Raw genomic sequence first — 25,572 nt, forward strand, 5'->3', positions numbered from 1 at the left:
GAAAACCTGTGCGAGCTCATCGAAATGGACCGTCAACACGCACGTTGACCTCGCTGTGGCCTACGCCGGATGCTTACCTACGACATTCGGGCTGCCGCCTAAAACGGCGCAGTCAGGATACCGGCAGGACTGAGAGGACGAAGGACAAATTAAGGAACACGACGATCATGAGATCGGCAGCGGACAAACCAGTGGGACCCGCGCCTCGCATCTCCATAAGGGCCCGCCGCGCGTGTTGCGGCACTTCAGAGGCCGGACACATGACTGCACCCGATCAAGCGTTCCAAAGCTTAGAAATCACTAACAGTAAACGGGGCATCCACACACGTTTTATGTTGAGTGAGCGAATTTTTGACCGTCACATTAGCGCGATGCAGTGTCATCTCAAGTGAGCGTGCCACGGAAGTTGATCTGTTATAAAATCGAAGAGCCCAACACCAAGTCAGACTCCCCGAGGTTGCGAGTTTAGGAGCAAGATCGGACCCAAAGCAGCCTTATAAGGCAACCTGGTTAGGCTACAGATCCGCACGTTAGTGGTTATGCATCGGAAGGTCTTGTAGTTGGTCCTTCGTCATAGACGTGGTTGCGTGAACTTTGCCACTCTCGTCCCGCATGAAGTTCAAGCTCGAAACCGGCAGTGAAACCGGTTTGGCGCCGATACCGAGGAACCCACCGACATCAACAACGGCTTGGGCATTCTGGCCTGCACCGTGGAAATGCGACACGTCCCCGATATGATTGTCGTCAGGGCCGTAGACGTTTGCACCATCGACGGTCTCGGAGGTCAGTTCGTCCGGGCGAAGGGGTGTATGTTTGGAATGGTCCATGATAGCATCATCTCTGCTGAAGTTTTCTACTGTTAGACTAACCTATTCGACGGCATCACAGTTCCGGTCACGAGGTCCGGCAAGCGGTGATCCGCGCATTGATTGGTAGTCACGTCGTCGATTGCGAAAATGCGCTATATATATTCACAATATTCTAGTTCTTTGCCGATCATAACACGTCCTTCGCATCACCCAGATTGTCCGCTTTCTCAGCTCCCCGTGTTCCCATCGGTTCGTCAGGTCCCACGGTCGTGTCGGCGGACGTTTGTGCTTCCATCTCGGCGTTGAGCTCCGCCCCAAGTAGAACGATGAAAGCGGAAATCCACAGCCACATGAGCAGGATGATTACCCCGGCCATGCTGCCGAACGACTCGTTGTAGCTGCCGAAATTGCTGACGTAGATCGAGAAGCCGACGGATGCGACAATCCAAATGACGCAGGCCGCGATCGCACCCGATGACAACCACTGCCACTCGGCGTTATCCCGTGCTGGTCCATACCGATAGAGCACGGCCAGACCGAACACGGTCATTAGTGCCAATATCACCCATCGCGACAGGGATAGGACTGTTTCCAGCCAACCCGGAAGCGCCATCAGGTTGATCGCGGTTGGAACCGCAAGTGCAGCGAGAAGACCCAAGACCAGCCCAACGATTAGGAATACGGTAAGTCCGAGCGTCCAAAGGGTTTTCTTGATAATACCGCGTGTCTCTTCTTCGTCATACGCAACATTCAGGCCCTCCATCAGACTGCTCATGCCCTTTGACGCGGAATAGATGGCCAGCAGCAGACCGATGACAAATGCGATGCCGAGGCCCACCTGTTCCGAACCTGCGACAGCGACTGCCTGATCAAGAATGATTTGCGCTGCCTCTTCCGGGATCATCTCGGTCAATGCCTCAAGCTGTGCCGTCACCTCCGCGGGTTCCAGAACCAGCCCGCCAAGCGCCATTAGCGCCGTGATGGCTGGGAAGATTGCCAGAAGTGCATAGAATGCCACCCCCGCGGCGATCAGCCCGACGTGATCGGAGGCCAACTCATCCTTCACACGCAGGATGATGTCTTTCCACCCTTTTGCCGGAATTTCCTTGGGTGTTTCGGCGTTCCTGCCACGGTTCATCTGTTCGCTCCTTGAGATGAAGCAGCCCGCACGATTAGCGCGGGCTGTTAGATTCAGTTCACATCACGCTTACGATTTCTTCACATCGCCCACGTTCTGTTTCTTGTCTTCGGATTCCGCAGCGTCGACAGTCCGTTTTCCTGAAAATTTGGCTTTATCAGCGACCGCTTGAGCCGCCGTTTCTGCCGGTGCCGCATCATCAGCATCCTTTTTGGCTTCGCTGACGATGCTCTTCGCTTCGTCCGTGGCGGCTTTCGCGACCTTCCCAAGCTTTTGCTTCTCTTCCTGGAAAATTCGTTCCGCCTCGTCCATGAGTTGGTCGCTTGTTTCGCCGAGATACTGATCTTCGACCCGGCTGCGCGGCAGCGCCGCTCCTAATGCAGCACCAAGGGCCACTGCGAGCGCACCGGCGATCAGGGGCTGCTCCTCGAATATGTCAACAGTATGCTCACGGCCTTGGCGGGCATAGGACGCCGCAGCATCGCGCGCCTCCAAGGCTCTCTCCCGCGCGGCAATTACGCGGTTGCGTGCCTCCTCGGTGAAGTTTTCGGTACCTTCTGCCAAGCGTTCGCGCAACGCCGTCGCCCGCTCGGAGGCAGACGTTGCGAGGTCCTCAGCGCTGCCAGCGACGCTCTCGCCCGCGCCGATCACCGCATCTGCGGCAACTTTGGCGGTATCGGCTATCTTCGAACCTGCTTTGCGTGCCGTATGTCCGGCCGTTGATGCTGCCTGTTTCACGCCACCGCCCGCACTGGACGCAGCACTGCTCTCCTCTGACCCGACAGCGCCTTCGCCATCGTCGCCGTCTGACCGCGCCCAGCTTGGCACGTCACGGCGATAGCGATAGCCGCCGATAGGCTCATTCCGAGCGAGACCCGGTTGTGGGCCAAGCTTGCGTTGGTGGGAGGTGCGAGAAGCGGTGTCGTCCGGCAAGCCTGTTCGGCTGTCGCGTCCATCATTCAAACGCCTGTCTCGCGCATACCTGTCATAGTCACGATTATCAATGGCGTCACGACGATAGCGGTCACGGTCACCGGGTCTGTCGCCCATCATCAACCATGCAAGTCCGACGCCGGTCAGGGCCAGCGCGACCGGATTGCGCTTGACAGCCTCGGACACGGATCGTCCGATATCGCCACCATGTTCACGAAACTGGTCTGAAACTTGCCTTGCGACATGCTCGACCGAAAACCTGTCCTGAAGATCGTCCAGGGTGTCCGTCAAACCGGCCCGTTCACGTTCAATCTCGCGTTCGATCTCTTCAGGGCTGCGTGTATCATTTGTCATCGTAAACCTCCTTCACGGCCTGCGCATCGCGCTTTACGTTTTTCGCGGTCCGCGACGGTGCAAGACTGCTGAGTTTCAGATCGTTCGTGCCTTTGTTGAGCATCACGTAAGCGATGATTGCAAAGATCACGCCTACGATCAGCGCCGACCAGCCGGCAGGGATCCCTGCCTCTGTCAGCGCAGCGACAAGCGCCGCTGACAGGACATTGAGAGCGGTCAGAGCAACCACGATCGCTCCGACAATCATGCCGATGGCGACACCGGCACTCTTGAGATTCTCGTTCACTTCGGCCCGAGCCAGATCAACTTCGCTACGCACAAGGGAGCTGACGTGCGTCAGTGCATCGCTGAGTAGTCCCCCGGTGGTTTTATTTGGATCGGTGGTCATATCTTGCTCCCTTCTTGAGAGGTTTTGATCGCAGAACTCGCTACGCCGCCTGCACCCGAGAAGTCGGAACGGTCAGCAGGAACTGGGCGTTCCATAGAACGATCAGGATCGCCGTAGGTCGGTTGGTGCGATGTCGAATGGCTGGATGCCTTTGCAAAACGGGTCGCTGCAAAGCCGATCAGCGCGGCACTACCGAGAAAAACCATGGGATTGCGTCTCGCGAAATCACTCACCGCTCCCACCATCTCGCCCAGGTCCTTGTCGCGCACGGCATCTGACGCATCCGCCAGACCCTCCGCAATCTGGCTGAACGTGCGCTCTTGCGGTGAACCGCTGCGCATCTCCTCCGCCGCGGTCCGCAAAGCTGACGCGACACTTTTTACCTCGTCTGCCGCAGCGTCTTTGGCTTGGCCCGCATAGTTGCCAGCTTCGGTCGTGACTGTGTCGGCAATACCTTGGGCCTGGTTTTTCGCCTGGTTCGATACGGAGGCGGCGGCCTCTTTTGCCTTTTCACCGAGAGGCTTGTTTTCGGTCGATTGGCCTTTGTCAGTATTCGTCATGTTATTCTCCCTGCTTAGAAGATGAGATTGAGAACGGCGAGAACGACCACGATCAGGCCGATGAGATAGAAGATGCCGTGCATTGGGGTTTCTCCTGTTTGTTCAACTTTCTGTTATTGTAAATTTAACCGTCTCATTGTTCGTAAGTTCCCGGGAGTTCGACGATGGTCGCTTCCAACCTATCCACGACCTCTTTCAACCAATCGTATTGATCGACAAGAAACCCGAACTTCTCATGTTCACCTGAAATCGGACGGATCGCTCTATCGTAGGCGTCGAGGATTTTGTTTTCATTCGCGACGACCTCCCCTGGGGTCGAAACATCCGTGGGTTGAGGGGCTTCAGGCGAAGCGATCTCCTCTCCTTCGCTTGCAAGAAAGTTCTCAAGTTCCTGAATGTTCTCCTCACGACGGGAGAGGATTACGCTGATAGCGTCCCCCAGTTCCGTGTCTTGCACCCGTTGATATAGAGCATCGTAAGCTCCGTTTGTCTCAAGCAGGCAGCGGTGAAGATCCACTAGGTTCTGATTTGAACTCGACATTTGTTCGCGCTCCGTAGAATTCTTTTAGTGAATCAGTGGGGCGGTGGAATTCGCCCCACCAAACTCCGGCAATCAAGCGTTGGCGTCGACGTTTCGGGAACGTTCAGCCAATTGGGTCATGAAATCGTCGGACCCGTAGATGTTGTCCAACGCTTCGTCGAGCTTGCGCGCCGCCTCATCATTGCCGAGTGCCTCGGCGAATGCCTTGGCCGTGCCGAACCCGGCGATGCCGTAATGGCACATGCGCTGGTATTGCGCGATGATCGCCACGTCGAGCGCGGCATCGCTCATGTCACTGTCGAGCGCGTGCTTCCTGGCCTCCTTCACGAGCCCTTCCATACCCTTGCAATGCTCTTTCTTCACATCGGCACCGGTGTCCTCGAGCACGGATTTCAGAAGGCGGGTATGCTGGTCGATCCCATCCTTGGCCGAACTCAACCGGTCGGCCAGCTTGCTGTCGGACGCCTTGTCGGCCATCGCCGACACCACCTTCGACATCTGGTCGTTTGCGGACCAGAGATCCTGTAGTTCATCGATATAAAGGTCTTTCAACGTTGTCATCTTATGCTCCTTTCACGGTCGGCAGTGCCGACGCATTGGTTTGAGTGGGTGAGGGCAGACGATCCACAGGGACCGGACAGGCCCGCATGCCGGGGCCAGCGGGGACATTTGCTGACCCCTTGCCCGGCAGCAGCGTGTCAAGGTGGGAACATGGCATCGTTGCTGCCGAAGCTATCGAGGCGGATATCAGCCGCTCCGAATTCCTGAACTTCTCCAGTATTTCAATATGCTGCGGGAGATCCCGCACATGCAGGCGGAAGCGGGCGGGCACCTGCGGCGGCCAGGGGCCCAGCGTCTTGCCGCTGGCCTGCCTGACCAGCCAGTCCGCCGGCGGCAGGCAATCGTCGATCAGGTAATCCAGGTCCCCGATCCGCGCCTTGAGCGCGTCGGACATGCCCCCCGCCGCGCGTCCGATCAGGCGGCACGAGGCCTGCACCGTCACATCGTCGGCGTGACGGACCCGGCAACCCGCCGCGCGGAGCGCGCGAACGATCCGGCGGTCTTCGCCGCAACGAACGGGCGCGAACCCGCCTCCTGCCAGATAGGCCGCGCGTGTGAACCCGAGGCTCGCCCCCGCCGCTTCGCCGTGGGTGTAGCCGATATCCGCACTTCCGGGCGCCTGGCGGGCGTAGATGTCCTGCACCAGGGCCCTATAGATGCCTTCCAGTTCGGCGAGGTGGGGGTCCATGCCATCGAGGATATCTGCCTCGCCCGCGATCAGATCGACCTTGCCGCAGACAGCGTCCGCCGTCTTCAGGTGGGCAAGGTTCTGCGCGATCCAATCCGGGGCGACGATGCAATCGGCGTCGGTGGTCAAAAGGTAGCGAAGCGCGGGCATGGTCTGCAGGGCGTGATCGCATCCGATCCGCCGGGCGGTGCCGACACCCTCCCGTGAAGGCAGTGTCCGTTCCAGCACCGTCAGGTCAAGGTCATGCCGCGCGGCGATGTCGTGGGCCACGCTGCCGGTGCGGTCGGTGGTGTTGTTGAGCACCAGGATCACCACCGCGTTGCCTTGCCCAGCCAAGGCAGTGAGACAGGCACCGATCCGGGCTTCCTCGTTGCGGGCCGGGATGACGATGGCGGTGTCTTTTGCGGCGGGGCGGGTCATGTCGTGCCCTTCAACAGTCCGCGGTCGATGCGATACCCGTCGGTCTGCGCCACGCAATCGAACTCATGGGTGTCCAGCGCCGCCGTGAAGATCGCCAGCGCTTCTTCGCCCTGCAAATCATGGTCGGTTTCGCCAAGCCAACTCACGCAGAGCACCTCCGCCTTCGGCCAGGCGCTAGCGATATCCAATGCCAGTTTGCGCAAGCTGCCCTCATCGAGGAAATAGAGGATCTCGGACAGGATCAGCAGGTCGAAATCGCCCCTTGGCAGCGGACAGGGGTAAAAGTCGTGGATGAAGGTGGCATCCGGCACGGCACGGCGCGCTGCCTCGATCGCAATGGCCACCGCATCCATGCCGGTATAGCGGTCACAGATGTCCACCAGATGCTGTGCAAGCTGCCCGTTGCCGCAGCCCAGCTCGAAGGCCGAGGCGTAGCGGGGCCGCGTCAGCGCCGCCCGCGTCGCGGCGAACTTGGCCTGTTCGTAACCACTGTGCTCGAAATCCCAAGGGTCCGAGGTGTCGGCATAAAGCGCGTGCAGGTGATCGCGGCCCACACCCATCACGGCATCCTCCAGAAGATCTCGTCTTCGGTCACGAATTTCTCGATGAACCCTGCCGGAAGAATGAAGCCCGATGGATCATCGGTGACGACCCTGCCCAGTTGGCTTCGATGCGCATGGATTGCCGCGCGTTTCCTGTCGCGCAGGTCCTCCGGGGGCACGCACACCGGGGCGTGACGGGTGGCGGTCTGGCGGAAATCGGGATCGTCCCAGCGGCACCAGACGGGATAGCTGTAGAACGCCCACTCCGGGCGGCGGCGGCGCAACGCGCCGGCGAACCGCGCCGTCGCCTGGTGGTCTTCGTGGTGATCCTCGGCAGCAGGCACGAAGACATGGCGCGCGCCATGACCTTCGATGATCTGTTCCAGCCTGGCGGCAACCTCTGTCGCATCGGCCTGATAGAGACGGCTGTCGGCCATGCCCAGCCAGGTCAGATCGCGCGCGGAACCGCCGAGACATTCGATGGCCGCTACCATCTCCGCACGTCGCTGGCGGGCCAGCCGCCGGGGCGTCCATTGGCGAGATCCGGGGTGGCTCGCACTGCCATCCGTCAGGCAAATGACATGCGCGCCGGCGCCTGCGAAACCTCGCACCAGAAGTGCGCCGCAGCCGAGGGATTCATCGTCGGGATGCGGGGCCAAGACGACGAGGCTTTCGCGACCCTCGAACACGTCCGGCAATAAAGGGAGGTGCGCGACATTCATCCGAACACTCCCCAGATGCGCCCGTCTTCCCCGAGAGCCGTCTGCGCCGCGCGTTGCAAGAACGCATCCCGCGCGGCCTGCCGCAGATAGACCGCCAGATCGCGGGCCATGCGTCCGGTCTCGGAACCGGCCTCGAAATGCCGCAGGCCGATGCTCTGCTCGACGGCCCGGATGGCATCGAGCCCGACCTCCTCGGTAAAGAGCCGGGCCGCGATGGAGGTGGTAACGATGTGGTCCGGCGCGATGTGGCGATCGGCAGCGGCTCCGGCGGCGCGCTCGGTCAGGGCCATGCCGGCCCAGACGCGCATCAGCGCATCCATCAGACGGCTCTTCTGGGCTTCCGCCGCCATGCGGCCTGCGGCGCGAAGCTCTGTCGCGGCCACGTCCAGCAGGCCGACGGTGGCGCCGGCCTGCAAGGCCGCGATCCGCCAAACACCGCCGACGAAATGCGGCTCCTTCAGGTAATCGCCGGGGTCGCCGATCCATTCGATCCTGTCGACCGGCAGGTCGGTGAAATCAAAGCTGCCCGAGGCAGTCGCCCGCATCCCCTGCATGTCCCATGCGGACGGGTCCGCGGGGGCGCCGTCCGTCACATCGACCAGCGCCAGCCGCACCTCGGGACCGGAATTCACAGTGACCAGCGCATGGGTCACGGTGCCCAGCCCCGAGGCATAGCACTTGCCGCCCTGCAAATGCTGCCCCGTGGCATCCAGCGTCACCGGCGCCGCGCCATCGGCCCCCCAGACGCCCAGCAGGGCACCCTCGGCGATCTGGCGATCGACCTGCGCCTCTTGCACCTTCGTTCCATAAAGGCGGACCAGGTGCAGCGCGTTGACATGCCCTTCGAACAGCCTCCCGACGCCGAGGTTCGCAGCGCCCACCTGCATCAGCACCCGGGCGGTGCGGGCGGGATCGGTCGCGCCGTCATCGGTCAGAAGGTCCGCCTGTCGCAGCAGATCGATGGAGCGGCCGATCGGGCGCGCGCCACGCTCCTCTTCTGCGGCGGCAGCCCGCAGGGCCTCCGCGACATCGGACGGCACCGGCCCGGCGGTGGTCGAAGGCGGCAACTCGGCAAGGGGTCTGGAAGCTGTCATGTGCTCTTTACCATCTCCATCTCAGGATGCCTTGCAGCGGCGTGTTCCAGCAGCTGCACCCAGTCCCCGGTGACCCGGCCCAGCCGGAAGGCGGGATTGGCGGTGACCTGAGGCGGCGCACGCCGCCACGCCTGAATGCGCCCAAGGATCTGCGCCGGGTCATGACCATCCACGCGCTGCGTGGCATCCGCCACGATTTCCGCATTGGCACCCAGCCCATCATGCACCAGCACCGGCGTGCCGACCGCATTGGCCTCGGCCAGCACCAGGCCGAAGGTCTCGGCAAATGTCGTCTGGGGATAGAACAGGCAGAGCGCACAGCGCATCTGCCGGATGAGCGCCCCATGGGACAGGGATCCCAGAAAAACCACGCCCTCGGGCACCGGCCCGGTATCCCAGCGCAGATAGCCCGGATCGGCCACGGCAAGGGTCAGCTTCGGAAGGTCACGGCGCAGGGCGGCGAATTGTTCGAACACCTCGGCCAACCCCTTGTGGGGCGAACTGGCAAAGAGCAGCCGGTCGGGATCGCGGGGCGTGGCGTCGGGGTGCAGATCGTCATCGAGCGGATTGTAGATCACCCGGATGGGCGGCACATCCTCCGCCCCGAGGAACCCGGCAAGCGCACGCGCGTGCGTGTTCGATACACAGATGACGGTGATGTCGGCAGCCTTCAGCGCCACGCCCATTCTGCGGTTGTGACGGCCGGGATAAACGTGCAGCCAGAGGAAGATCGGCATGTCGGGGTGCTGCTTGCGCAGCTTGATCGCCACCTTCCAGCGGTTGATGACGATCAGGGCGGCGGGGTTTTGCGCGTCATCGAGGTCTTGCAGGGGCCGCAACTTCCCCGCGTCGGACAGCTGCCGGTGGCCGCGACCCTGCTGATACTGCGTGATCTCGAAACGGGAGCCGAGTGCTGCGGCCACCCGCAGCACCGTCGCTTCGGTGCCGCCAAGACCGCCGGTCCTGAGGTCGGGCAGGTCGTAACCCGCGGCAGAGCACGGATCGACGATCGCCACGGGTGCGCGCGCTGCCTCTTGGCGAAACGCCTTCATTGCGCGGCCATCCCTGTTTCCGGGGCAGAGGCGAAGATGTGCCCGACCCGGGCCGACGTGGCGGACGTGGCGGGCATGTCGCGCCGTGCCAGAAAGTCGGGCCGGCTGACATGGCTGACGCCGAGGGTCGGGATATCCACCGGCACGGAGGCGACCCTGCCGTTCTGCCGCCACTCCTCGACCTTGGCCCAAACCAGCTGCCGGTCCGCCTTGCGCCGGGTGCTGTCGTAATCCGAGACTGCGGATTGCGTCAGGCTGTCGGGGGTCTCGATCTTGGTCAGCAGCAGTTCCGGCACGATCCAGATGATCTCGCCGTTCAGGATCAGCCGGTTGCGGAATTCGCGGTCCTCCTCGATGCAATCCTCGAACCCGCCGAGACGGCGGAACACATCCGCGCGGAACAGGCCGGAGTTGATGTGCGTCCATTCTCCCGGCACCTGCGCGCCCATCTGAAGGTTCGGAAAGACGTCATCGAGCAGGGACAGGTCGCGCCTGATCTCGACGCGCCGCCCGTCCGGCAGGATCAACTCATGGTGGGTCAACGCCGCGCTGACCTCCAGCCGCTGACCCGCCTTCTTATTCGCTAATTTCCAGTTCAGACATTCATCGGCACCGATGTTCTGCGCGGTCAGCACGCGGACCTGGTGCAGGACCTTATCGCGATGCGGGATGTCGTCGGAATCGTGAAAGGTGACGGCGTCGCCCCCGGTCAGCAAAAGGCCTGCATTCTTGGCATTGGCGGTGCCGAGGTTCTGCGACAGCCGGATATAGTTGAAACGCGGATCGGCCAGGAAGCACCGCACCGCGTCTTCGGTCGCGTCGGTGCTGGCGTCGTCGATCACCGTGACGCGGATGTTCCACCAGCTTTGTTCGAGTGCCGCGCGGATGGCCCCGACGATCAAATGAGCGCGGTTCCAGGTCGGGATGACGATATCGACCAGGGGGGCCAGCGGATCGGATGTCATGCGGAAACCTCCTTCACAGGTGAGGCGATGGTGGCACGATAGGCGCGCAGGCTCCTGTCGGTCAGCAGCGCGGCGGGCAACGGCAGCAGGAGCGCCAGCAGCGCGGCGCGGATCAGCGGCTCCGCAGGGTGCCCGCCGAGCAGCAGCAGGAGCGCGGTGAGGAAAACCATGAGGTGACAGATGGACAGGGAACCGGCGCCCTTGCCGCCCGATTTGTCGGTGACCACGAATTTCAGGCGGCAGCCCGTGAGCGCATCGAAGGTCGCCTTGGCCGATTGCGGCGCTAGCGCGATGCGACAGGCCAGCGCGTGCAGGATGACCGGAAGGGCCTGCCCGTCGCGCAACCCGCGCGCGACGACGCGTGAAACGATGTCGCAAAGCGCGAGCAGGATGGCCACCGCAGCCAGCGCGGCGGCGACCGTATGCCCCTGCCCGGTCAGCAGCCAGACCGTCAGCAGCGCGAAAGGCACGAGGGCGAGGCTGAACCATGCGGTCAGTTGCGTGAGGATCACCAGCCGCTTGTGCAGGTCGAAATCGCCCGCGGGGGTGAGGATCGTCCGCCCATGCCGCAGCAGGGTCTGGACGTTGCCGCTGCACCAGCGATACCGCTGCCTTTCGAGATCGCGCAGGGACAGCGGCAGCAGGCCCTTGCCCACGACCCGGTTGATGAACCGGCCCGCGAAGCCCGCGTGGCAAAGCCGCACGCCCAGGTCCGCATCCTCGGTCGTGGTGGCGCCCGACCACCCGCCAACGGAAACCAGCGCAGTCTTCGAAATCACGCAGAGCGTGCCGGTCAACAGCACCGCCTCGGCCTCATCGGCGGCGGCGGCATTGGTGCGGAAATATTCCTCAAGCTCGGCATCCACGCCCGGTGCGGTGGTCGTCGTGGCGACATAGGATTGCGGAAACTGCACGTAATCCGCCCCGGTCCGGTGCAGCGCCTCCGCCGCGCGGCGCAGGAAATCGCGGCCGACCACGTAATCCGCATCGACGGTGACCACATGGGTCGCATCGTCGCGCGTATGCGCCAGCGCGATGTTGAGCGCGCCGGCCTTGGCACCCTTGACACCCGTCCGGTGCAGGAAGGCGATCCGGCCCGGATGCGCGGCGCAAAACCTCTCCACCGGCTTCCACAGCGCGGGATCGGCGGTGTTGTTGTCCATCACGACGATCTCGTAGTCATCCGACGGCCAATCCTGATCCAGCAGGGCCCGCAGGGTGCGGATCACCAGCCGGGGCGGTTCCGCATGGGTCGCGACATGGATTGAAAAACGCGGGCTGGCGAAGTCCTGCCGACCCGTCGCCAGCCGGGCGGGCAGACAGGCAACAAATGGCCGAAGGCCCATCAAACCGATCTGAACCACGATGATGACCGCACAAAGGAACAGACCGACCGCCGGGAGGACGGCAGACAGAATCAGTATTCCCCAGATGATGACAGCCCGCAGTTCCACATTCGCCCCCGAGCGATAGTTAAGTAGCAATAAAATTTATCGATCAGTAGCTTGTCAGATTTCGACGCTACCGACGGTCCAACAAATTTCGTTGCTCGTTGGTTCCCACTTCGGATGATTCATCGCCGACGCGGGTGTGCCAAAGATGCGCGACACCGCCAAACCATGCTTTCAACTGGATTGAATTCCGCCGCGGCGGTCAGTCTTGCGGAAACCAAGAGGTATCCATGTCGGCATAGCGATCATGGAAATCCGTAAGTTCGATCATCGCATCTTCCCGAAGGATCTGGAGCCGATTCTGATCGCGGTGAATATAGCCATCCTCTTCCATCCGGATGAAGGTCTTGCTGATGTAGACATTGGTCAGGCCGAGGTAATCAGCGATCTGGCTCTGCGTCATCGGCAGGCGGATCGTGTCGGTTATGCCCGGATTGGTGATCCGGAGACGGGATATGAGATCCAGCAACATGTAGCTGACCCGTTCCTGCGCACTCATCCGGCCCATTGCGCGGAGAACATCGATCAAAACAACCTGGTCGCGAAGTGCTATCGATAGCAAAAGTGCTGAAAGCTTCGGAGACTCGCGCAGGATCTCGTCCAGCGACGATTTCGGAAACGGGCAGAGGCATACGTCCTCGACCGTGCGCAAGGTCGTCGTCGCATGTTTCAGGGCGACATCCGGAAAGCCGATGATGTCGCCCGGGTGATGGATCTTGACGATCTGGCGGCGGCCATCGGGCAGATCGGTATAGCTGAAGGCCCAGCCGTGTTTCACGACATAGAGGTCCTTGTTCTCGTCACCGCCCTGATACACCTCGTGTCCGGCATCGAATGTGCGCTCTGCCTTTTCAAGGGTAGCCAGCCTTACGCAATCCGCCTCGGACAGAGAGACGTAATGAGACAGCTTGGTGACGAGGCAACTGGATGTACTGGACATGACGGCCCCCTTATTTGTTTCCCCGGATATGAAGCCAGTCGAAGATGTTGAGGACGATAAAGATCAGCACCGAGATGAACGCCGCCTCCTTCAGGTAACCTAGCCCGCAGGCGATGCCAATCGACCCCACCGCCCAGATGGCGGCGCCGCTGCGCACCCCTTTCAACCGCCCGTTGTCGCGCGGCGACATGATCGCCCCAGCGCCGAGAAAGCCGATGCCGCCGACGATGCCTTGAATCAGACGGGTCGGGTCGATCGTTATGGCCTCGTCTTCGGCAACGCCGCTCAGGGCAAAATTAAGGGTGACTGCCATCAAGGCGGCAGAGCCAATGGCGACCAGGACGTAAACTCCGGCACCCAGCGGCTTGCCCTTGATCTCGCGGTCGAGCCCGACGACAAGACCACACCCTCCAGAAAAAAGGACGCGCAGGATGAATTCGCTGAACTCGACCATTGGCGACAGATCTCCTTTCACAGTTTTCTAAACCGGAGGGGTTTCTTTAGCGTTACCGGGATGATTTCAGTTTAATCTGCATTGAATTGGGCCGGCGGTCGCAGGGTTACAACTCCGTGACAGCGCAGAACGATCCCGGCACACCGACCTTGCACAACAGGAGAAGCCTGATGTTCTTCGACGAACCCTTCATCGATGCCCTCGCCAAAGGTGCCCTGCTGAGCGGGATCGGCATTGCCTGGATTATATTGCTGGTCCGTATCGTCGGCCTGCGATCGTTCTCAAAGATGACGAATTTCGATTTCGTGATGACCGTCGCCATGGGCTCGCTTCTGGCGGGGGCGTCGCAATCGCAGCAATGGACCGGGTTCGTGCAGACAGCGACGGCGATGGCCAGCCTCTTTGCCGTCCAGTATGGCGTCTCGCGGCTGCGGCGCTGGTCACCGCGGCTCGACGCGCTGGTTCAGAATACGCCGGTCCTGCTGATGAAGGACGGCGTCATCCTGCACGATGCCTTGCGCGCGACGCGTGTTGCCGAGGAAGACTTGATCGCAAAGTTGCGGGAGGCCAATGCGCTTGATTTCTCATCCGTTCGTGCCGTGGTGCTGGAGACAACCGGCGATATCTCGGTGCTGCACGGCGATCATGTGGGCGAGGCCCTGTTCAAGGGGGTCGCCGACGCCTAGGATGGAAGCCAATGAGCGAGCGACACTTGAAGAGCGACGCCTACTTGCGTTGAGGGTAGGGGCGCTGGCCGATCTCTTCCATCATCTTTTCGCGAAAGACCTCGGATGGCGTCTTCCATCCGAGGCATTGTCTGGGTGTTGCGTTGAGGCGGTCACAGATCATTTTCGATCCATAATCTGTCACTGCCGTGATGTCGCGCTTCCTTGGAAGCCATCTTCGGGCACCAGGTGGAGAGGAACCGCGCCGCCCTTTCAGAGCCGCCGGTGATCGCCACCAATCGGTCATAGGTGACCAGCAATTCCGGCATGTGGCGGCCGAGTGCGGCGCGGCAGGTCGCCGCATCGGGACCGGCATCGCCGCCGCGGGCGATGAACCAAGCCTCGTAGGACGGCCAGGAGCGGTACCACCTGGCGAGCCATTTCGCGCCAGGCAGATCCTCGCTCACCGCATCGAATGCCATCGTCGTCATGTCATTGTTCCTTCTGCCGTCTGGAAGAAGAACCGGATCATCTCGGCGCTGGCATCGGGGCCTGCGGGATCGGCGTAGTTGCCTTCACTGCGTCCGCCAGACCAGGCGTGGCCCAGCCCCTCGATGCGCCAATGCTCGGTCTGCGGCGCATCATCGCGATCAGTCGTCAGGGTCCGGCTGAAGCGGCGCCCGTTCGCCCGCCCGGTCTGGGTGGTCGAGACCGCCCCGGTCGCGCCGTGGCGTTCGGCCTGTCGAGCGATCGCATCGCTGTTCACTGGGCTGACCGTGCGGTCGGCATCGCCGTGAAAGACGATCGTGCGCAACCCGGTCTCCGCCTGGTCGACACGTTCGGACGACGGTGTTCCGGCCATGGCGGCGAAGGCGGACGGAACGTCGCTGGCCGCGCCGAAAGGCAAGCCGGAATGGGCGCCGACCGCGGCGAAGACATCCGGGTAGGTTTCCCCGAGGATCACGGCCATGGCCGCACCCGCCGAGAGCCCCGCGACAAAGCAGCGTTCGGACGGCACGCCATGCTCGGCCATTGCCGCGCGGGCGATCCCGGCCAGGATTTCGGGCTCTCCCCGACCGCGGCGCTGGTCGCCCTTGCTGAACCAGTTCCAGCAGGATTGGGCGTTGTCGCCCCGTGACTGCGCCGGATAAATCACGATGAAGCGGTGGGTTTCGGCCAGCGCGTTCATGCCGGTGCCGAGCGCGAAATCCTCGGGCGTCTGCGTGCAGCCGTGCAGCATCACGACGATCCCGGTGACACCCTCGCTGGCGGAAGCGGGAATGTAGGTTCGATAGTCCCGCCTGCCGGTCCGCCCCGTGAAGCTGCCTTGGCGGAACTCGGCCCCGTCCGGCACGGGAATGGCCGTTCCCGGCTTGCGGAACTGCAAGGGCGTGCTTGTCGCAATCCCGGCCTGGGCGAGCGCGTTCGATATCGTTTGTTGCAGATCGCCATGCGGCGGCGTTTTTCCCTCCCCGCCCGTCGAGATGAGCCCATGCCGGGCAAGGGTCTGCCGTACAAGATCGTTCGCGGCTCTGAGGTGATCGGCGCGCGCGCCATCATTCGCCGGGCGGGAGGCGCCCGCGTTGAGAAAGTCCATGATTTTTCCTTTGGTTTTGTCAGCTGATCCTGTCAGCCAGTGCCTTCTTCAGTTCCGGGCTGGCCTGAATGGCCCCCAGAACGGTGATCGTTCCTATCGTCTGTCTTGCCAGTTCGGGCGTGATGTCGGGGGCGAAGCGGGCCAGGCCGACGACCTTGACATGCAGCATCTCGCCGGCGTCGCGCAGCGCCTCGAGGTCTTCCTTGGTATAGTCGCGCAGCCCAAGTTCCATCGTGTGCCGCTCGACCGATTTGCGTACAACATCGCCCTGCGCCTCGATCTGATTGCGGATCGCGGTGCGGATGAAATCGCTCCGGTTCGAATAAAAGCCTTCCTGAACCAACAGGTCGATACGTCCTAGATCCACGAAGCCGAGGTTGATCGTGATCTTTTCGTTTTCAGGCAGCTTGTCCCGGATGGGTGTGACATTGCTCATTGCAGCCTCCGACGGTGTATTAACATCTGCATGGATGGTATATGGATGTTAAAAGGATGTTTGCAAGGGCAACTATGGACTCTCTCGGACTTTCTTGGTTCAGGCGGACGCCTCGTCGGATGCGAGCGCATTATTCCGCTGCTCCTGAAAGCGCCAGATTTGATCTCGTCAGGTATTTTCGGTGATGAGGAGGGCGTCCCTAACGAAGTCGCGGCTGTCTGCTCAACCGCCGAGCGAGCCAGCGAGTACGCCCATCGCCGCCAGAAAGAGACTGAGCTTTAGGTGGTCAAGCCCGGTCGTCGCCTCTCCCGCACCCGGCCAGCTTTCCATCAGGCTTTCGGAAAATACGGATATGATCACCAGATACAACAGGTCGCCGAAGAAGCTGAACATGACGAGCAGCGTCAGCAACAGGCTTGACCACCAAATTCTGACAAATCTCAACAACTTTTAAGTCTTCGGGGACTCTTCCAGTCGCATCGGCGTTGGCCCCGAGTTGTAGTTATCGAACTGTCCCAATGACCATCGCGGCGACACGTTTGACACGTTGGGGATATGACACCGATGCAAACAGCATCTGCCTGCGATTCCGCCTCAGGGCAAAAAACACAGTCGGTCGGTCTGGAACTGCTCGATGTCACCTGCCGTTTCGGCGACGTCGCCGCGTTGAAAGACGTGTCCTTCACGGCAAAGCCCGCCGAATTCATGTCGATTATCGGCCCCTCGGGATGCGGAAAATCGACCTTGCTGCGCAGCATCGCCGGGCTTGAACGTATTGACGACGGGGGAATTCACGTCGGCGGCAAGGATGTGCACGCCCTGCGCCCAAGCGAACGCGAGGTCGCCTTCGTTTTCCAGTCCTACGCGCTCTATCCACATATGACATGTCGGCAGAACATAGCTGCGCCGTTGGTAATGACAGAACTGTCCGCGCTAGGGCGCACTCCGCTGCTGCACCGTTTGTCGCCCAAGGCTCGTCACACGCGGGCACGGATCGCATCGCGCGTTGACAAGATCGCGGATCAATTGCAGATCGGCCCCATGCTGGACCGCCGCCCCGGACAATTGTCCGGCGGGCAGCGCCAGCGCGTGGCACTTGGTCGGGCACTGATCCGCGAACCCAAGCTGTTCTTGCTGGACGAACCGCTGGCAAACCTTGATGCGGCCTTGCGAAACACCACGCGTGCCGAACTGCACGCGCTGCAACGGCGGGTCGGAGCGACGACTTTGTTTGTCACCCACGATCAGGCCGAAGCGATGGCCATCTCGGACCGCATTGTCGTGATGTTCGACGGTCAGGTCCGGCAGATCGGCACTCCCGACGACCTGTATCGCAACCCCGCCGATATAGATGTCGCGCGTTTTTTGTCGCAACCGTGGCTGAACTGTATCCACATGGATACCGCCGCGCATCACCTCGAAGCCGGGCCGGGACGACCGACCGCCCGTGTGCGCGGCTTGCCCTTGCGCGAACAGACAGGTGTCGTGGCCTTTCGCGCCGAACATGCCAGCGTGCATCCCGAAAGCGACCGCGCCGAACCTGCGCTTCGGGTGACAGTGGACCGGGCAGAGCACGCCGGATCAGACGCCAACCTGTTCGTCACCCTGCAAGGCAGCGACACACAGCTGGTGGTCCGTATCCCGTCATCGGACATCCCTCGCTGGCCCGGCGGTACGCCTGCCAACCTGCGAATTGATACAGAGGCCGCGTGGATTTTTCCGGTTCCCGAACAGACGGCCGATACCGACCGAGACGCGATGAAGGTGGCATAAGTGAGCGCACCGCCCGACGCCCCGACCGTCCTCGCGGACAGCCGCGATGTCCAACCCGAGCAACGCAGCACCGGGGGCGTGCTCGCCTTTCCCGCGATTTTTCTGTTGGTCACGCTGCTTTTCGTACCATCGAGCGGTGTTCTGATCATGTCGTTGACCGATTACCAGTTCGGCATGTCCGGGTTCGCGTATGTCGGGCTCGACAATTACCGCGCTATGCTGAGCGATGCGCGGTTCCTTAATTCGCTGACCAACACGTTGCGTTACGTGGGCACCGTCGCGCCGATCTCGATCCTGCTTGGACTGGGCCTTGCAATCTTGATCGAAGCGCAAGGCGCGCTGCGCGGGCTGTACCGGGCGGTGTTCTTTCTGCCTGTCACGGCAACGCTGGTTGCAATGGCGACCGCATGGGAAGTGCTGCTGCATCCCAGTTTCGGACTGGTGAACACCGCGCTGGCAGGGCTGGGTTTCGACAAGCAGCGTTTCCTGACCGATCCCGATATCGCGCTGTGGTCGCTTGCGGCAATCGGTGTCTGGAAGATGGTCGGCTACAACACCCTGCTGTTCATCGCCGGTATGAGCCAAATCCCCCATGATCTCTACGAGGCCGCTTCCATCGACGGGGCCGAACGCGGTTGGCGACGCTTTACACTGGTCACATGGCCCCTGCTTGGCCCAGTGACGTTGTTCGTTATCACAATCACCCTGATCCGCGCGTTTTCGGAATTCGAAACGGTGGCGGTGCTGACCAATGGCGGGCCGAACGGGGCCACCGACATGATGCTGTACACCCTGTACGAAGAAGCCTTCCGCTTTTTCAACATCGGGCTGGCGGCGGCGATTTCGGTGGCGTTCCTGGGGTTCGTAGCGGCGCTGTCCATCCTCAAGGTGCGGCTGTTCGACCGCACGGCGCGCTATGTCTAGGGCGGGCGGAACCTTGATCCTGACACTGGCGGCGGCAGTGACGCTACTGCCGTTCATCTACATGATCGCGGTCAGCCTTGCGCCGACCGGCGCGCTTTGGTCCGGGTCACTGCTGCCGGCCCCATCGCTCGACGCCGCGCGCGCCAATTATGCCTACGCCCTGACCGAAGTCCCGCTGCTGCGCTACATGGCCAATGGCGCGTTCGTCTGCGCGATGATCCTTGTGCTGCAAGTGCTGGTCGCCGCCCCTGCGGGCTATGCGCTGGCCAAGCTGCCGTTTCGCGGACGCGGGTTGTTGTTCGGGGCGGTGATCCTGGCGCTGATGATCCCCATCCAGGTGCCCGCGATCCCGCTTTACGTTGCACTGGCCTACGCCGGGCTGCTGAACACCTATACCGCGCTGATCCTGCCCGTCATCATCTCGGCCTTTGCGATCTTCCTGTTCCGTCAGTTCTTCACCTCTTACCCGGACGAGGTGCTGGATGCCGCCCGGCTTGACGGCTTTTCCGAATTGGCGATTGTCTGGCGGCTGATGCTGCCCGCCGCATGGCCCGCGGTGGCCGCTTTTGCCACGATCAGCGTCATCGCCCATTGGAACGACCTCTACTGGCCTCTGGTCGTCATCACCGACACCGACATGATGACCCCGCCCCTGGGGCTGGCGGCATTCCGATCCAACGGCGAAAGCACCGGCAACCCCGGAGCGCTGATGGCGGGCGGCGTGATGGTGACCGCCCCGCTGGTGATCGCCTTTGTCTTCTTCCAACGACACCTCATTCGCGGCCTTGGGATCGGGGCCAGCTGACCGCGCTCATCCTCAACCTCACAATCAAGTCCACAACAAGGAGCCGACTGATGAAACACATTCCAACGCTGACGGGTATCGCGCTGCTGGCCGCCGGGCCCGCGCTGGCCGAGACGACCCTGACCGTCTATCACGCATGGCCCCATCACGCCGAATGGCAAACGCAGATCGCCGAAGAATTCATGGTTCAGAACCCCGATGTCCAGATCGAATTCCAAGCACCCTCGCCCGACTATGACGAAGGGCTTGTGTCGGTGATCCGTCAGAACATGGCGGGTGATCCTCCCGATATCTTCATGGTAGGAAGTCACCTCCTGGGCGATCTGGTCGCGCGCGAGATGGTAGAGCCGCTTGACGATCTGATCGGCGATACCGACATGAACGCGCAAGGCTATACGGACGAAGTGCTGGCCTTCACTCAGATCGACGGCGTGCAATATGGCCTGCCCTGGACGTCCTCGACCCCGGTGATGTTTTACAATGCCGAACTGGTGGAACAGGCAGGCGGTGATCCCGACAACATGCCGACAACGTGGGACGACACCATCGCCCTCGCCGCCGACATCGACGCGTTGGGTGAGGACATCATGGGCATGTACTATACCCCAGGTGACGACGACTGGATGACACAGAACCTGCTCGCGTCCGCCGGGTTGGCCCCGATCTCCGAGGACGGTTCCATCGCCTTCAACACCGAAACAGGCGAACAGGCGATTGCCTTGTTCGAACGGTTCCATGACGAAGGCGGCCAGACCGCGATTTCCAACAACGATGGGCGGCAGCAGATGTATGCGGGAAAGCTGGGGCTTTACTACAACTCGACCGCGGCGGTGCGCAGTTTCGACCGTGAAATCGGTGACCGCTTTGAATGGGGCACTGCGCAAATGCCGCGTATGGTCGATGAAGGGGGCGTGGCCGCCGGTGGCATGGCTGCCGTGATTCTGACCGATGATCCCGAAAAGCGGCAGGCCGCGTGGGACTACCTGCTGTATGGCACCGGTGCCGAAGCACAGGCCTTCGTTGTTCAAAACACCGGATACATGCCCGTGAACAGCGGCGCGATTGACGAACTCAGCGCGTTTTACGAAGACCATCCGCAATTCAAGACAAGCGCAGAGCAAACGGACCGAGCTTACCCTTGGTTCGGATGGCCCGGGCAGAACGGCGCACGGATCAGCCAGATCGTGCTTGATGAAATGGCCTCGATCGCCAATGATCAGCAAAGCGCCAAAGACGCGGCGGCGGCGCTGTCTGAAAAGATCAGCGCACAGCTGCCCGACTAAAGACCATGCCCCCATGCGCCCCGGCGGATGGGGTTTTCGACGGATGACGGCGCACGCGAAGAGATGACTGGTTTCCGCCGGAGCGGCTCAGCGCCTCGGCTGGGCCGCCGGCAACTCGTCCTATCTCGCGGCGGCACGGAAACCGGATGGCAGCTCCGCGCTCTACGGTTTCGACGAAACAGATTGGCAGCTTTTGAGAGAGTCATTTTGACGGCCTCTTCTCAGGTTGTCGCGTTGCCCTTTAATCGGCTCATCGTCAATTTGTGTGGCGGAACTATCCTGAAGCAGGAAACTTCGGGAGGGATAGCCATGACTTCGAAGCACTATTGGTCGCCTGGGGGCGAAGTTTCGATTCAAAGCGTAGAGCGAAATGATTCCGGCGGGTGGATTGTATTGGGCAGTCTGACACCAAACGGCATCTGCCCAGACTGTGGATTGCACTCACGCCGACGTCACGGCTGGCGGCGTCGGCGGCTGCAGGATTATCCCGCGCATGGAGACGAGGTAACGATTGATCTCGGGGTTTGCAGTTGGCGATGTTTGGCGCTCGCTTGCCCGCGCCGGACTTTCTCGGACCAGATCGCCTCGATTGCGCGTCCTTTTGCGCGGCGCACCTCGCGTGTCGGGGAGATTGTCAGCCATCTTGGGCATGCGGCCGGCGGGCGGCCTGCCGAGCGGCTCTTGCACCGTTTGGGCCTTGGGGTCAGCGACGACACGGTGCTCAGGCAGCTGAAGAAGTGTGTTCAAGGCACCGCCGAGCTGCCGACGGTCATCGGGATCGACGACTGGAGCTGGCGTAAGTCGCAAACCTACTGCACGATCATTGTCGATCTGGAGCGTCGCGTGGTCATCGACATTCTCGAGGATCGAGATGTCGTCACCTGCACCGATTGGCTTAAGCGACATCCTGAGGTGGAAGTGATCAGCAGAGATCGCTGCGGTCTCTACGCCCAAGCTGCCCGGCAAGGGGCACCGCAGGCGAAGCAGGTCGCTGACCGGTTCCATATCGTGCAAAACCTGCGGCAGGCCATCGAGGAGCAAATGAACCTCCACGGCCGTGCGACCGGCAGGGCGCTGCTGTCCGATGCCGATAATATCACCGCCGCCGGCAGACTTCTAAAGTCCCGCCTTGCGCACAGGACGTCTCGGGAAGAGATTTTCACCACCATCCATGCGCTCCGGAATCAGGGGCTTTCCTGCAGCGAGTTCGGGCGGCACACAGGGTACCCGCGTCGCAGCATCGCGAAATGGCTGCAGTTCGAGACACCACCGGACCGCAGGCGGGCCCCTTTGAAGCCGACGTCGCCGTGGTACTTTGAAGAGTTCCTGAGTCAAAGCAGCAAGGAAGGCATTCGAAATGCAAGCACCCTGTTCCAACTGATCCAAGAGCGTGGCTACGAGGCGAGCCAGTCGCATTTGCAGCGCCTGTTGGCGGGTTGTCGCAGAGCCGAACAGCTAGCGAACGACTCCAAGGTCGAGCAAGAAAGCCTTAAGCCAGTCCGGGACCCGGAAACTGGGCACGCGATCTCACCGGTCATCGCGGCCGCGCTGTGCATCAAGCCCCGCGGAAAGATCACCCCGCCGCGCCGGTCCAGAGTTGTTGCGGGCGAGAATGCTACCGTTCCGCCACACAAATTGAGGATGACCCCTTAAATCGGATCATCCTCAATTTGGGGAGTAAGCAAAACCTGGGGGTTATGCCCACTCCCGATTGCCGTTTCGCTCTGAAACGATCGTATGTCTCACGTCGGACGAACTTGATGTAAACGAAGTGGTCTACATGGGTCTTCAGTCTGGCGAGCTTCTTGTCTGCGCCCGCGACATGGTGGATCAGATACTTTCGCCCAAGCGTATTTCAAACCCCAGATCGATCACGTTACGCGTGGATGGATCGCTTGCGGCCAGAAGCATGAGTTTTGCCGTCTCTACTCCCATTTGGAACCTGGGTGTGACCACACTTGCGAGGATTGTGGGCGTTGTGCTACCGATCTCGATACCGTTGAACCCGATGATTCCGATGTCGTCAGGCACCTTCCGTCCAGTCCGCTGACAATAGAACAAAGCGCCAAGCGCCTGATCGTCGTTGGCAAAAAAGATTGCATCAATGTCCGGTGAGCGTTTGAGAAGCGTCTCAGTGGTCTTTGCACCTACTTCGGCCGAAGCTCTCACCGATGCGATTTCCCTGTCGACGAGGGGTATTCCAAGTTCCACCAACCGCGCTTCAAAGGCCAGCCGTCGCGCTTTGGATCGATCCGGGCGCTCTGACCAAGCGCCGATGTAGCCTGGACGTTTGTAATTCCGCTTGGCGAGGAGGTCAGCCACCGCAACGGCTGCCTTGACATTGGAAATGCCGACTGCCGACTGCATCGGGGACCGGTCGATATCCATGAACTCGACCACCGGAATTCCCTGCTGATCGATCATGCGAGTTACGGCGGGTTCATGATCCGTGCCCGCCAAGATTACACCCATCGGTGACCAAGCGAGCATGTCGCGCAAAACCTGCACCTCTTGCGCGCGATCGTACTGAGTGATGCCAAGAACAGGCCTTAAACCAGCGTCCGCCAGTACAGATTCGATTCCGTCAAGCACCTCGGGAAAAACTCCATTCCCGATGGACGGCACTATGACAGCGACAAGATTGGTGGAGCTGGTCTTTAGTGCGCCAGCCAAGCGATTTGGCGTGTATCCAAGCTCACCGGCAGCGGCAAGGACACGGGACCGCAAGCGATCAGATACTGAAGGCGCATTTCGCATGACGCGAGAGACTGAAATTTCACTGACCCCCGATAGCTGCGCCACGTCTCGTAAAGTGGCGCGACGTGTACGTTCGGACTGGGTGACGTGATTACGGGTTTTGGTCATATCGTTTCTCGAATTCGTTCCTGAACGAAATAATTGAAAATGACAACGTTGACATATGAAATGACAACGTTACCAATTTACGGGAGAAAAAACTTAGAGCCCCACGACACGGGGCTTAGGGAGGAAAAAATGAACTACGTTTCCGTTACGACCGGGGTCATTTCGCTTATTTTGTCTGCGGGTGCAGCCGTTGCCGAGTTTCCCGAACGCCCCATTAATCTGATCGCGCCGTTCAACGCGGGTGGCGGGACTGACTTGCTTTTGCGCGGGCTGGCACCTCATTTCGCCGAGGCAATTGGCGGTGATGTGTTCGTCTCGAACATGGCTGGCGGATCCGGGACCGTTGCAGCATCCGCTCTTCAGGGCCAACGCGCCGATGGCTATCAGCTCGGCTATTTTTCGATCACCGTTTCAACGATCCAGCCGCAGATCCGGGATGTCCCCTACGGTGTGGACAGTTGGACACCGATTTGTTCGGTTGCTGCCTCACCCACGCTGCTCTTCACATCCGCCGATTTGCCGTACATGAGCGCCGAAGACGTCGTGGCGGCCGTTAAAGCGAATCCTGGCGCGCTGGTCTACGGCTCTTCCGGCGCAGGCGCCATGACGCATCTAACAACCGTTGCGGCATTTGCGGGCCTCGATATCATCGACGACATGGTGCATCTGCCGTTTCAAGGCTCCGGCCCTGCAGTTCAGGCTTTGACGGCGGGAACCATCCAGTTCTTCGGCGACACGGAGATTCTGATGCAGCGCGGCGATTTCCGTCCCCTGATGGTTTTCAATAACGAACGCCTCGAGACGTATCCCGACGTGCCGACAGCCGCCGAAGCTGGTATCGAAGCGCCGCTGAACGAACTGTATCTTTGGGGCGGATTGTTCGCGCCGGCCGGTGTGGAACCCGAAGTTGTCGCCAAGTTGGAGAGCGCTTGCGAGGAAGCGGTTTCGTCCGATGGCTTCAATGAGTTCGCCGCGAATTCCGGCACCGTCATCAACTACCGCGGAGCGTCAGAGTTTGACGCCTTTTTCCGCGCGCAATATGAGGCCAACTCGGTCTTGATCGAAGCCGCCGGCCTGAATTGAAACTCAATGCCATTGGGCCGATCCCTTGTGTAGGATCGGTTCCAACCACCGTCTTCGGATATCTCATGCAAATAATCTACTCGGAACGTATTCTCGTTCTTTTGGCCGTTCTGATTGCGGCGGGAGGGCTTTTTGCTTCTACGCTGGGTGCGGAGTATCGGCTATTGGGCACGGTCCAATCGCCGGTCTTCTTCCCACGGATCATCTTGGGCCTGATCATGGGGCTCTCAGTCATCGTCATGGTGCAGGACCTCATGGCGCAGGACATTCCACCCGCCGTAGAGAAATGGGGGACGCTGGTCGTTTTCGTGATCGCTTCGCTTGTGTTTGCAAATGCGATCACGCGACTGGGCTTTATGGTGTCCGCCGTGCCGTTTTCGGCACTGGCGCTATGGATATTCAATATTCGAAGCCCGTTGATCATTGCGGCCTATGCGGTAGCCGTGCCGGGCAGTATTGTGGTCCTCTTCAATCATATACTTAAACTCCCGCTGCCGACGTCGCCTTTCACCTACTTCTTTTAAAGAGG

General features: G+C 61.0%; 28 protein-coding genes and 2 pseudogenes. 8 read left to right on the forward strand and 22 right to left on the reverse strand.

The genetic code is table 11. The features are described from left to right. Positions 1 to 530: 530 nt before the first annotated feature. From Q1B16_RS20735 to Q1B16_RS20810, 16 genes are all read right to left on the reverse strand, one after another. On the reverse strand, positions 531 to 827 hold the full coding sequence (locus Q1B16_RS20735; RefSeq protein ID WP_299793851.1) for a PRC-barrel domain-containing protein: 297 nt from the start codon (positions 825 to 827) through the stop codon (positions 531 to 533). Positions 828 to 996: 169 nt separating this feature from the next. Further along, positions 997 to 1,947 carry a YihY/virulence factor BrkB family protein gene (locus tag Q1B16_RS20740; RefSeq protein ID WP_299793854.1) on the reverse strand — a complete coding sequence of 317 codons (951 nt, stop codon included), beginning with the start codon at positions 1,945 to 1,947 and terminating at the stop codon, positions 997 to 999. Positions 1,948 to 2,016: 69 nt separating this feature from the next. Continuing rightward, the gene (locus tag Q1B16_RS20745; protein ID WP_299793857.1) at positions 2,017 to 3,234 is read right to left on the reverse strand and encodes a DUF3618 domain-containing protein; all 1,218 of its coding nucleotides are present in this window, start codon (positions 3,232 to 3,234) and stop codon (positions 2,017 to 2,019) included. Next, positions 3,224 to 3,622: a phage holin family protein gene (locus Q1B16_RS20750; RefSeq protein ID WP_299793860.1), complete on the reverse strand. Its 399-nt coding sequence runs from the start codon at positions 3,620 to 3,622 to the stop codon at positions 3,224 to 3,226. Before Q1B16_RS20750 ends, Q1B16_RS20745 begins: the two co-directional genes overlap by 11 nt. Then, a complete protein-coding gene (locus Q1B16_RS20755; RefSeq protein ID WP_299793863.1) occupies positions 3,619 to 4,182 on the reverse strand; it encodes a hypothetical protein in 564 nt (187 codons plus the stop codon). Before Q1B16_RS20755 ends, Q1B16_RS20750 begins: the two co-directional genes overlap by 4 nt. A 133-nt stretch (positions 4,183 to 4,315) precedes the next feature. Continuing rightward, complete coding sequence (locus Q1B16_RS20760) at positions 4,316 to 4,723, reverse strand: hypothetical protein (RefSeq protein ID WP_299793866.1); 408 nt, start codon at positions 4,721 to 4,723, stop codon at positions 4,316 to 4,318. A gap of 72 nt (positions 4,724 to 4,795) precedes the next feature. Continuing rightward, a complete protein-coding gene (locus Q1B16_RS20765; RefSeq protein ID WP_299793869.1) occupies positions 4,796 to 5,284 on the reverse strand; it encodes a DUF892 family protein in 489 nt (162 codons plus the stop codon). Position 5,285: 1 nt separating this feature from the next. Continuing rightward, positions 5,286 to 6,392 (reverse strand): glycosyltransferase family 2 protein, encoded by a 1,107-nt coding sequence (locus tag Q1B16_RS20770; protein WP_299793872.1) that lies wholly within the window; start codon positions 6,390 to 6,392, stop codon positions 5,286 to 5,288. Continuing rightward, a complete protein-coding gene (locus tag Q1B16_RS20775; RefSeq protein ID WP_299793875.1) occupies positions 6,389 to 6,952 on the reverse strand; it encodes an SAM-dependent methyltransferase in 564 nt (187 codons plus the stop codon). The genes Q1B16_RS20770 and Q1B16_RS20775 overlap by 4 nt, the downstream gene beginning before the upstream one ends. Then, complete coding sequence (locus Q1B16_RS20780) at positions 6,952 to 7,656, reverse strand: PIG-L family deacetylase (protein ID WP_299793878.1); 705 nt, start codon at positions 7,654 to 7,656, stop codon at positions 6,952 to 6,954. The genes Q1B16_RS20775 and Q1B16_RS20780 overlap by 1 nt, the downstream gene beginning before the upstream one ends. Further along, positions 7,653 to 8,750, reverse strand: coding sequence for an acyl-CoA dehydrogenase (locus tag Q1B16_RS20785; RefSeq protein ID WP_299793881.1), 1,098 nt, complete (start codon positions 8,748 to 8,750; stop codon positions 7,653 to 7,655). The genes Q1B16_RS20780 and Q1B16_RS20785 overlap by 4 nt, the downstream gene beginning before the upstream one ends. Then, positions 8,747 to 9,802, reverse strand: a complete 1,056-nt coding sequence (locus Q1B16_RS20790) for a glycosyltransferase (RefSeq protein WP_299793884.1) — start codon at positions 9,800 to 9,802, stop codon at positions 8,747 to 8,749. The genes Q1B16_RS20785 and Q1B16_RS20790 overlap by 4 nt, the downstream gene beginning before the upstream one ends. Continuing rightward, on the reverse strand, positions 9,799 to 10,767 hold the full coding sequence (locus Q1B16_RS20795; protein ID WP_299793888.1) for a glycosyltransferase family 2 protein: 969 nt from the start codon (positions 10,765 to 10,767) through the stop codon (positions 9,799 to 9,801). Before Q1B16_RS20795 ends, Q1B16_RS20790 begins: the two co-directional genes overlap by 4 nt. Next, positions 10,764 to 12,221, reverse strand: a complete 1,458-nt coding sequence (locus Q1B16_RS20800; protein WP_299793891.1) for a glycosyltransferase family 2 protein — start codon at positions 12,219 to 12,221, stop codon at positions 10,764 to 10,766. Before Q1B16_RS20800 ends, Q1B16_RS20795 begins: the two co-directional genes overlap by 4 nt. A 199-nt stretch (positions 12,222 to 12,420) precedes the next feature. Beyond that, positions 12,421 to 13,158 carry a Crp/Fnr family transcriptional regulator gene (locus Q1B16_RS20805; protein WP_299793894.1) on the reverse strand — a complete coding sequence of 246 codons (738 nt, stop codon included), beginning with the start codon at positions 13,156 to 13,158 and terminating at the stop codon, positions 12,421 to 12,423. 10 nt (positions 13,159 to 13,168) lie between these two features. Beyond that, complete coding sequence (locus Q1B16_RS20810) at positions 13,169 to 13,612, reverse strand: MgtC/SapB family protein (RefSeq protein ID WP_299793896.1); 444 nt, start codon at positions 13,610 to 13,612, stop codon at positions 13,169 to 13,171. Between the two features lie 170 nt (positions 13,613 to 13,782). On the opposite strand from Q1B16_RS20810, the gene Q1B16_RS20815 reads away from it, so the two are divergent. Beyond that, positions 13,783 to 14,298, forward strand: a complete 516-nt coding sequence (locus Q1B16_RS20815) for a YetF domain-containing protein (RefSeq protein WP_299793899.1) — start codon at positions 13,783 to 13,785, stop codon at positions 14,296 to 14,298. Positions 14,299 to 14,338: 40 nt separating this feature from the next. On the opposite strand, the pseudogene Q1B16_RS20820 reads toward Q1B16_RS20815, so the two are convergent. The 5 genes and pseudogenes from Q1B16_RS20820 to Q1B16_RS20840 form a co-directional block, all read right to left on the reverse strand. Beyond that, positions 14,339 to 14,518, reverse strand: a pseudogene (locus Q1B16_RS20820) (hypothetical protein); the annotation flags it as partial. Then, on the reverse strand, positions 14,451 to 14,768 hold the full coding sequence (locus tag Q1B16_RS20825; protein WP_366140184.1) for a hypothetical protein: 318 nt from the start codon (positions 14,766 to 14,768) through the stop codon (positions 14,451 to 14,453). The pseudogene Q1B16_RS20820 and the gene Q1B16_RS20825, both read right to left, overlap by 68 nt. Continuing rightward, positions 14,765 to 15,874, reverse strand: coding sequence for a PHB depolymerase family esterase (locus Q1B16_RS20830; RefSeq protein WP_299793902.1), 1,110 nt, complete (start codon positions 15,872 to 15,874; stop codon positions 14,765 to 14,767). The genes Q1B16_RS20825 and Q1B16_RS20830 overlap by 4 nt, the downstream gene beginning before the upstream one ends. A gap of 19 nt (positions 15,875 to 15,893) precedes the next feature. After that, positions 15,894 to 16,310: a CopG family transcriptional regulator gene (locus Q1B16_RS20835; protein WP_299793904.1), complete on the reverse strand. Its 417-nt coding sequence runs from the start codon at positions 16,308 to 16,310 to the stop codon at positions 15,894 to 15,896. A 222-nt stretch (positions 16,311 to 16,532) separates the two neighbouring features. Next, complete coding sequence (locus Q1B16_RS20840; RefSeq protein WP_299793907.1) at positions 16,533 to 16,721, reverse strand: hypothetical protein; 189 nt, start codon at positions 16,719 to 16,721, stop codon at positions 16,533 to 16,535. 153 nt (positions 16,722 to 16,874) lie between these two features. Here Q1B16_RS20840 and Q1B16_RS20845 point away from each other — a divergent pair, with 153 nt between their 5' ends. The 5 genes and pseudogenes from Q1B16_RS20845 to Q1B16_RS20865 all read left to right on the forward strand — a co-directional run. Then, complete coding sequence (locus Q1B16_RS20845; protein WP_299793909.1) at positions 16,875 to 18,083, forward strand: ABC transporter ATP-binding protein; 1,209 nt, start codon at positions 16,875 to 16,877, stop codon at positions 18,081 to 18,083. Next, on the forward strand, positions 18,084 to 19,007 hold the full coding sequence (locus tag Q1B16_RS20850; protein WP_299793912.1) for a sugar ABC transporter permease: 924 nt from the start codon (positions 18,084 to 18,086) through the stop codon (positions 19,005 to 19,007). A 13-nt stretch (positions 19,008 to 19,020) separates the two neighbouring features. Then, positions 19,021 to 19,812: a carbohydrate ABC transporter permease gene (locus Q1B16_RS20855; RefSeq protein ID WP_299793915.1), complete on the forward strand. Its 792-nt coding sequence runs from the start codon at positions 19,021 to 19,023 to the stop codon at positions 19,810 to 19,812. A 50-nt stretch (positions 19,813 to 19,862) separates the two neighbouring features. After that, positions 19,863 to 21,095 carry an ABC transporter substrate-binding protein gene (locus tag Q1B16_RS20860; RefSeq protein ID WP_299793918.1) on the forward strand — a complete coding sequence of 411 codons (1,233 nt, stop codon included), beginning with the start codon at positions 19,863 to 19,865 and terminating at the stop codon, positions 21,093 to 21,095. 387 nt (positions 21,096 to 21,482) lie between these two features. Further along, positions 21,483 to 22,673, forward strand: a pseudogene (locus Q1B16_RS20865) (ISL3 family transposase); the annotation flags it as partial. Between the two features lie 252 nt (positions 22,674 to 22,925). Here the strand turns inward: Q1B16_RS20865 and Q1B16_RS20870 are convergent. Beyond that, positions 22,926 to 23,960 carry a LacI family DNA-binding transcriptional regulator gene (locus tag Q1B16_RS20870; protein WP_299793921.1) on the reverse strand — a complete coding sequence of 345 codons (1,035 nt, stop codon included), beginning with the start codon at positions 23,958 to 23,960 and terminating at the stop codon, positions 22,926 to 22,928. Between the two features lie 39 nt (positions 23,961 to 23,999). On the opposite strand from Q1B16_RS20870, the gene Q1B16_RS20875 reads away from it, so the two are divergent. Continuing rightward, positions 24,000 to 25,043, forward strand: a complete 1,044-nt coding sequence (locus Q1B16_RS20875) for a tripartite tricarboxylate transporter substrate binding protein (protein ID WP_299793924.1) — start codon at positions 24,000 to 24,002, stop codon at positions 25,041 to 25,043. 65 nt (positions 25,044 to 25,108) lie between these two features. Further along, positions 25,109 to 25,567, forward strand: a complete 459-nt coding sequence (locus Q1B16_RS20880) for a tripartite tricarboxylate transporter TctB family protein (protein WP_299793927.1) — start codon at positions 25,109 to 25,111, stop codon at positions 25,565 to 25,567. The last annotated feature ends 5 nt before the right edge of the window (positions 25,568 to 25,572 follow it).

The organism is uncultured Marivita sp. (assembly GCF_947488135.1).
Classification (GTDB): Bacteria; Pseudomonadota; Alphaproteobacteria; order Rhodobacterales; family Rhodobacteraceae; genus Marivita.

Excerpts from the sequence above, each read along its gene's own strand:
- Q1B16_RS20780 (WP_299793878.1), bottom strand. The coding sequence starts at position 7,656 with ATGAATGTCGCGCACCTCCCTTTATTGCCGGACGTGTTCGAGGGTCGC.
- Q1B16_RS20770 (WP_299793872.1), bottom strand. The coding sequence starts at position 6,392 with ATGACCCGCCCCGCCGCAAAAGACACCGCCATCGTCATCCCGGCCCGC.
- Q1B16_RS20750 (WP_299793860.1), bottom strand. The coding sequence starts at position 3,622 with ATGACCACCGATCCAAATAAAACCACCGGGGGACTACTCAGCGATGCA.
- Q1B16_RS20810 (WP_299793896.1), bottom strand. The coding sequence starts at position 13,612 with ATGGTCGAGTTCAGCGAATTCATCCTGCGCGTCCTTTTTTCTGGAGGG.
- Q1B16_RS20785 (WP_299793881.1), bottom strand. The coding sequence starts at position 8,750 with ATGACAGCTTCCAGACCCCTTGCCGAGTTGCCGCCTTCGACCACCGCC.
- Q1B16_RS20740 (WP_299793854.1), bottom strand. The coding sequence starts at position 1,947 with ATGAACCGTGGCAGGAACGCCGAAACACCCAAGGAAATTCCGGCAAAA.
- Q1B16_RS20845 (WP_299793909.1), top strand. The coding sequence starts at position 16,875 with ATGCAAACAGCATCTGCCTGCGATTCCGCCTCAGGGCAAAAAACACAG.
- Q1B16_RS20860 (WP_299793918.1), top strand. The coding sequence starts at position 19,863 with ATGAAACACATTCCAACGCTGACGGGTATCGCGCTGCTGGCCGCCGGG.
- Q1B16_RS20815 (WP_299793899.1), top strand. The coding sequence starts at position 13,783 with ATGTTCTTCGACGAACCCTTCATCGATGCCCTCGCCAAAGGTGCCCTG.
- Q1B16_RS20735 (WP_299793851.1), bottom strand. The coding sequence starts at position 827 with ATGGACCATTCCAAACATACACCCCTTCGCCCGGACGAACTGACCTCC.
- Q1B16_RS20880 (WP_299793927.1), top strand. The coding sequence starts at position 25,109 with ATGCAAATAATCTACTCGGAACGTATTCTCGTTCTTTTGGCCGTTCTG.
- Q1B16_RS20790 (WP_299793884.1), bottom strand. The coding sequence starts at position 9,802 with ATGAAGGCGTTTCGCCAAGAGGCAGCGCGCGCACCCGTGGCGATCGTC.
- Q1B16_RS20745 (WP_299793857.1), bottom strand. The coding sequence starts at position 3,234 with ATGACAAATGATACACGCAGCCCTGAAGAGATCGAACGCGAGATTGAA.
- Q1B16_RS20765 (WP_299793869.1), bottom strand. The coding sequence starts at position 5,284 with ATGACAACGTTGAAAGACCTTTATATCGATGAACTACAGGATCTCTGG.
- Q1B16_RS20830 (WP_299793902.1), bottom strand. The coding sequence starts at position 15,874 with ATGGACTTTCTCAACGCGGGCGCCTCCCGCCCGGCGAATGATGGCGCG.
- Q1B16_RS20875 (WP_299793924.1), top strand. The coding sequence starts at position 24,000 with ATGACAACGTTGACATATGAAATGACAACGTTACCAATTTACGGGAGA.
- Q1B16_RS20825 (WP_366140184.1), bottom strand. The coding sequence starts at position 14,768 with ATGACGACGATGGCATTCGATGCGGTGAGCGAGGATCTGCCTGGCGCG.
- Q1B16_RS20805 (WP_299793894.1), bottom strand. The coding sequence starts at position 13,158 with ATGTCCAGTACATCCAGTTGCCTCGTCACCAAGCTGTCTCATTACGTC.
- Q1B16_RS20795 (WP_299793888.1), bottom strand. The coding sequence starts at position 10,767 with ATGACATCCGATCCGCTGGCCCCCCTGGTCGATATCGTCATCCCGACC.
- Q1B16_RS20775 (WP_299793875.1), bottom strand. The coding sequence starts at position 6,952 with ATGGGTGTGGGCCGCGATCACCTGCACGCGCTTTATGCCGACACCTCG.
- Q1B16_RS20760 (WP_299793866.1), bottom strand. The coding sequence starts at position 4,723 with ATGTCGAGTTCAAATCAGAACCTAGTGGATCTTCACCGCTGCCTGCTT.
- Q1B16_RS20755 (WP_299793863.1), bottom strand. The coding sequence starts at position 4,182 with ATGACGAATACTGACAAAGGCCAATCGACCGAAAACAAGCCTCTCGGT.
- Q1B16_RS20870 (WP_299793921.1), bottom strand. The coding sequence starts at position 23,960 with ATGACCAAAACCCGTAATCACGTCACCCAGTCCGAACGTACACGTCGC.
- Q1B16_RS20835 (WP_299793904.1), bottom strand. The coding sequence starts at position 16,310 with ATGAGCAATGTCACACCCATCCGGGACAAGCTGCCTGAAAACGAAAAG.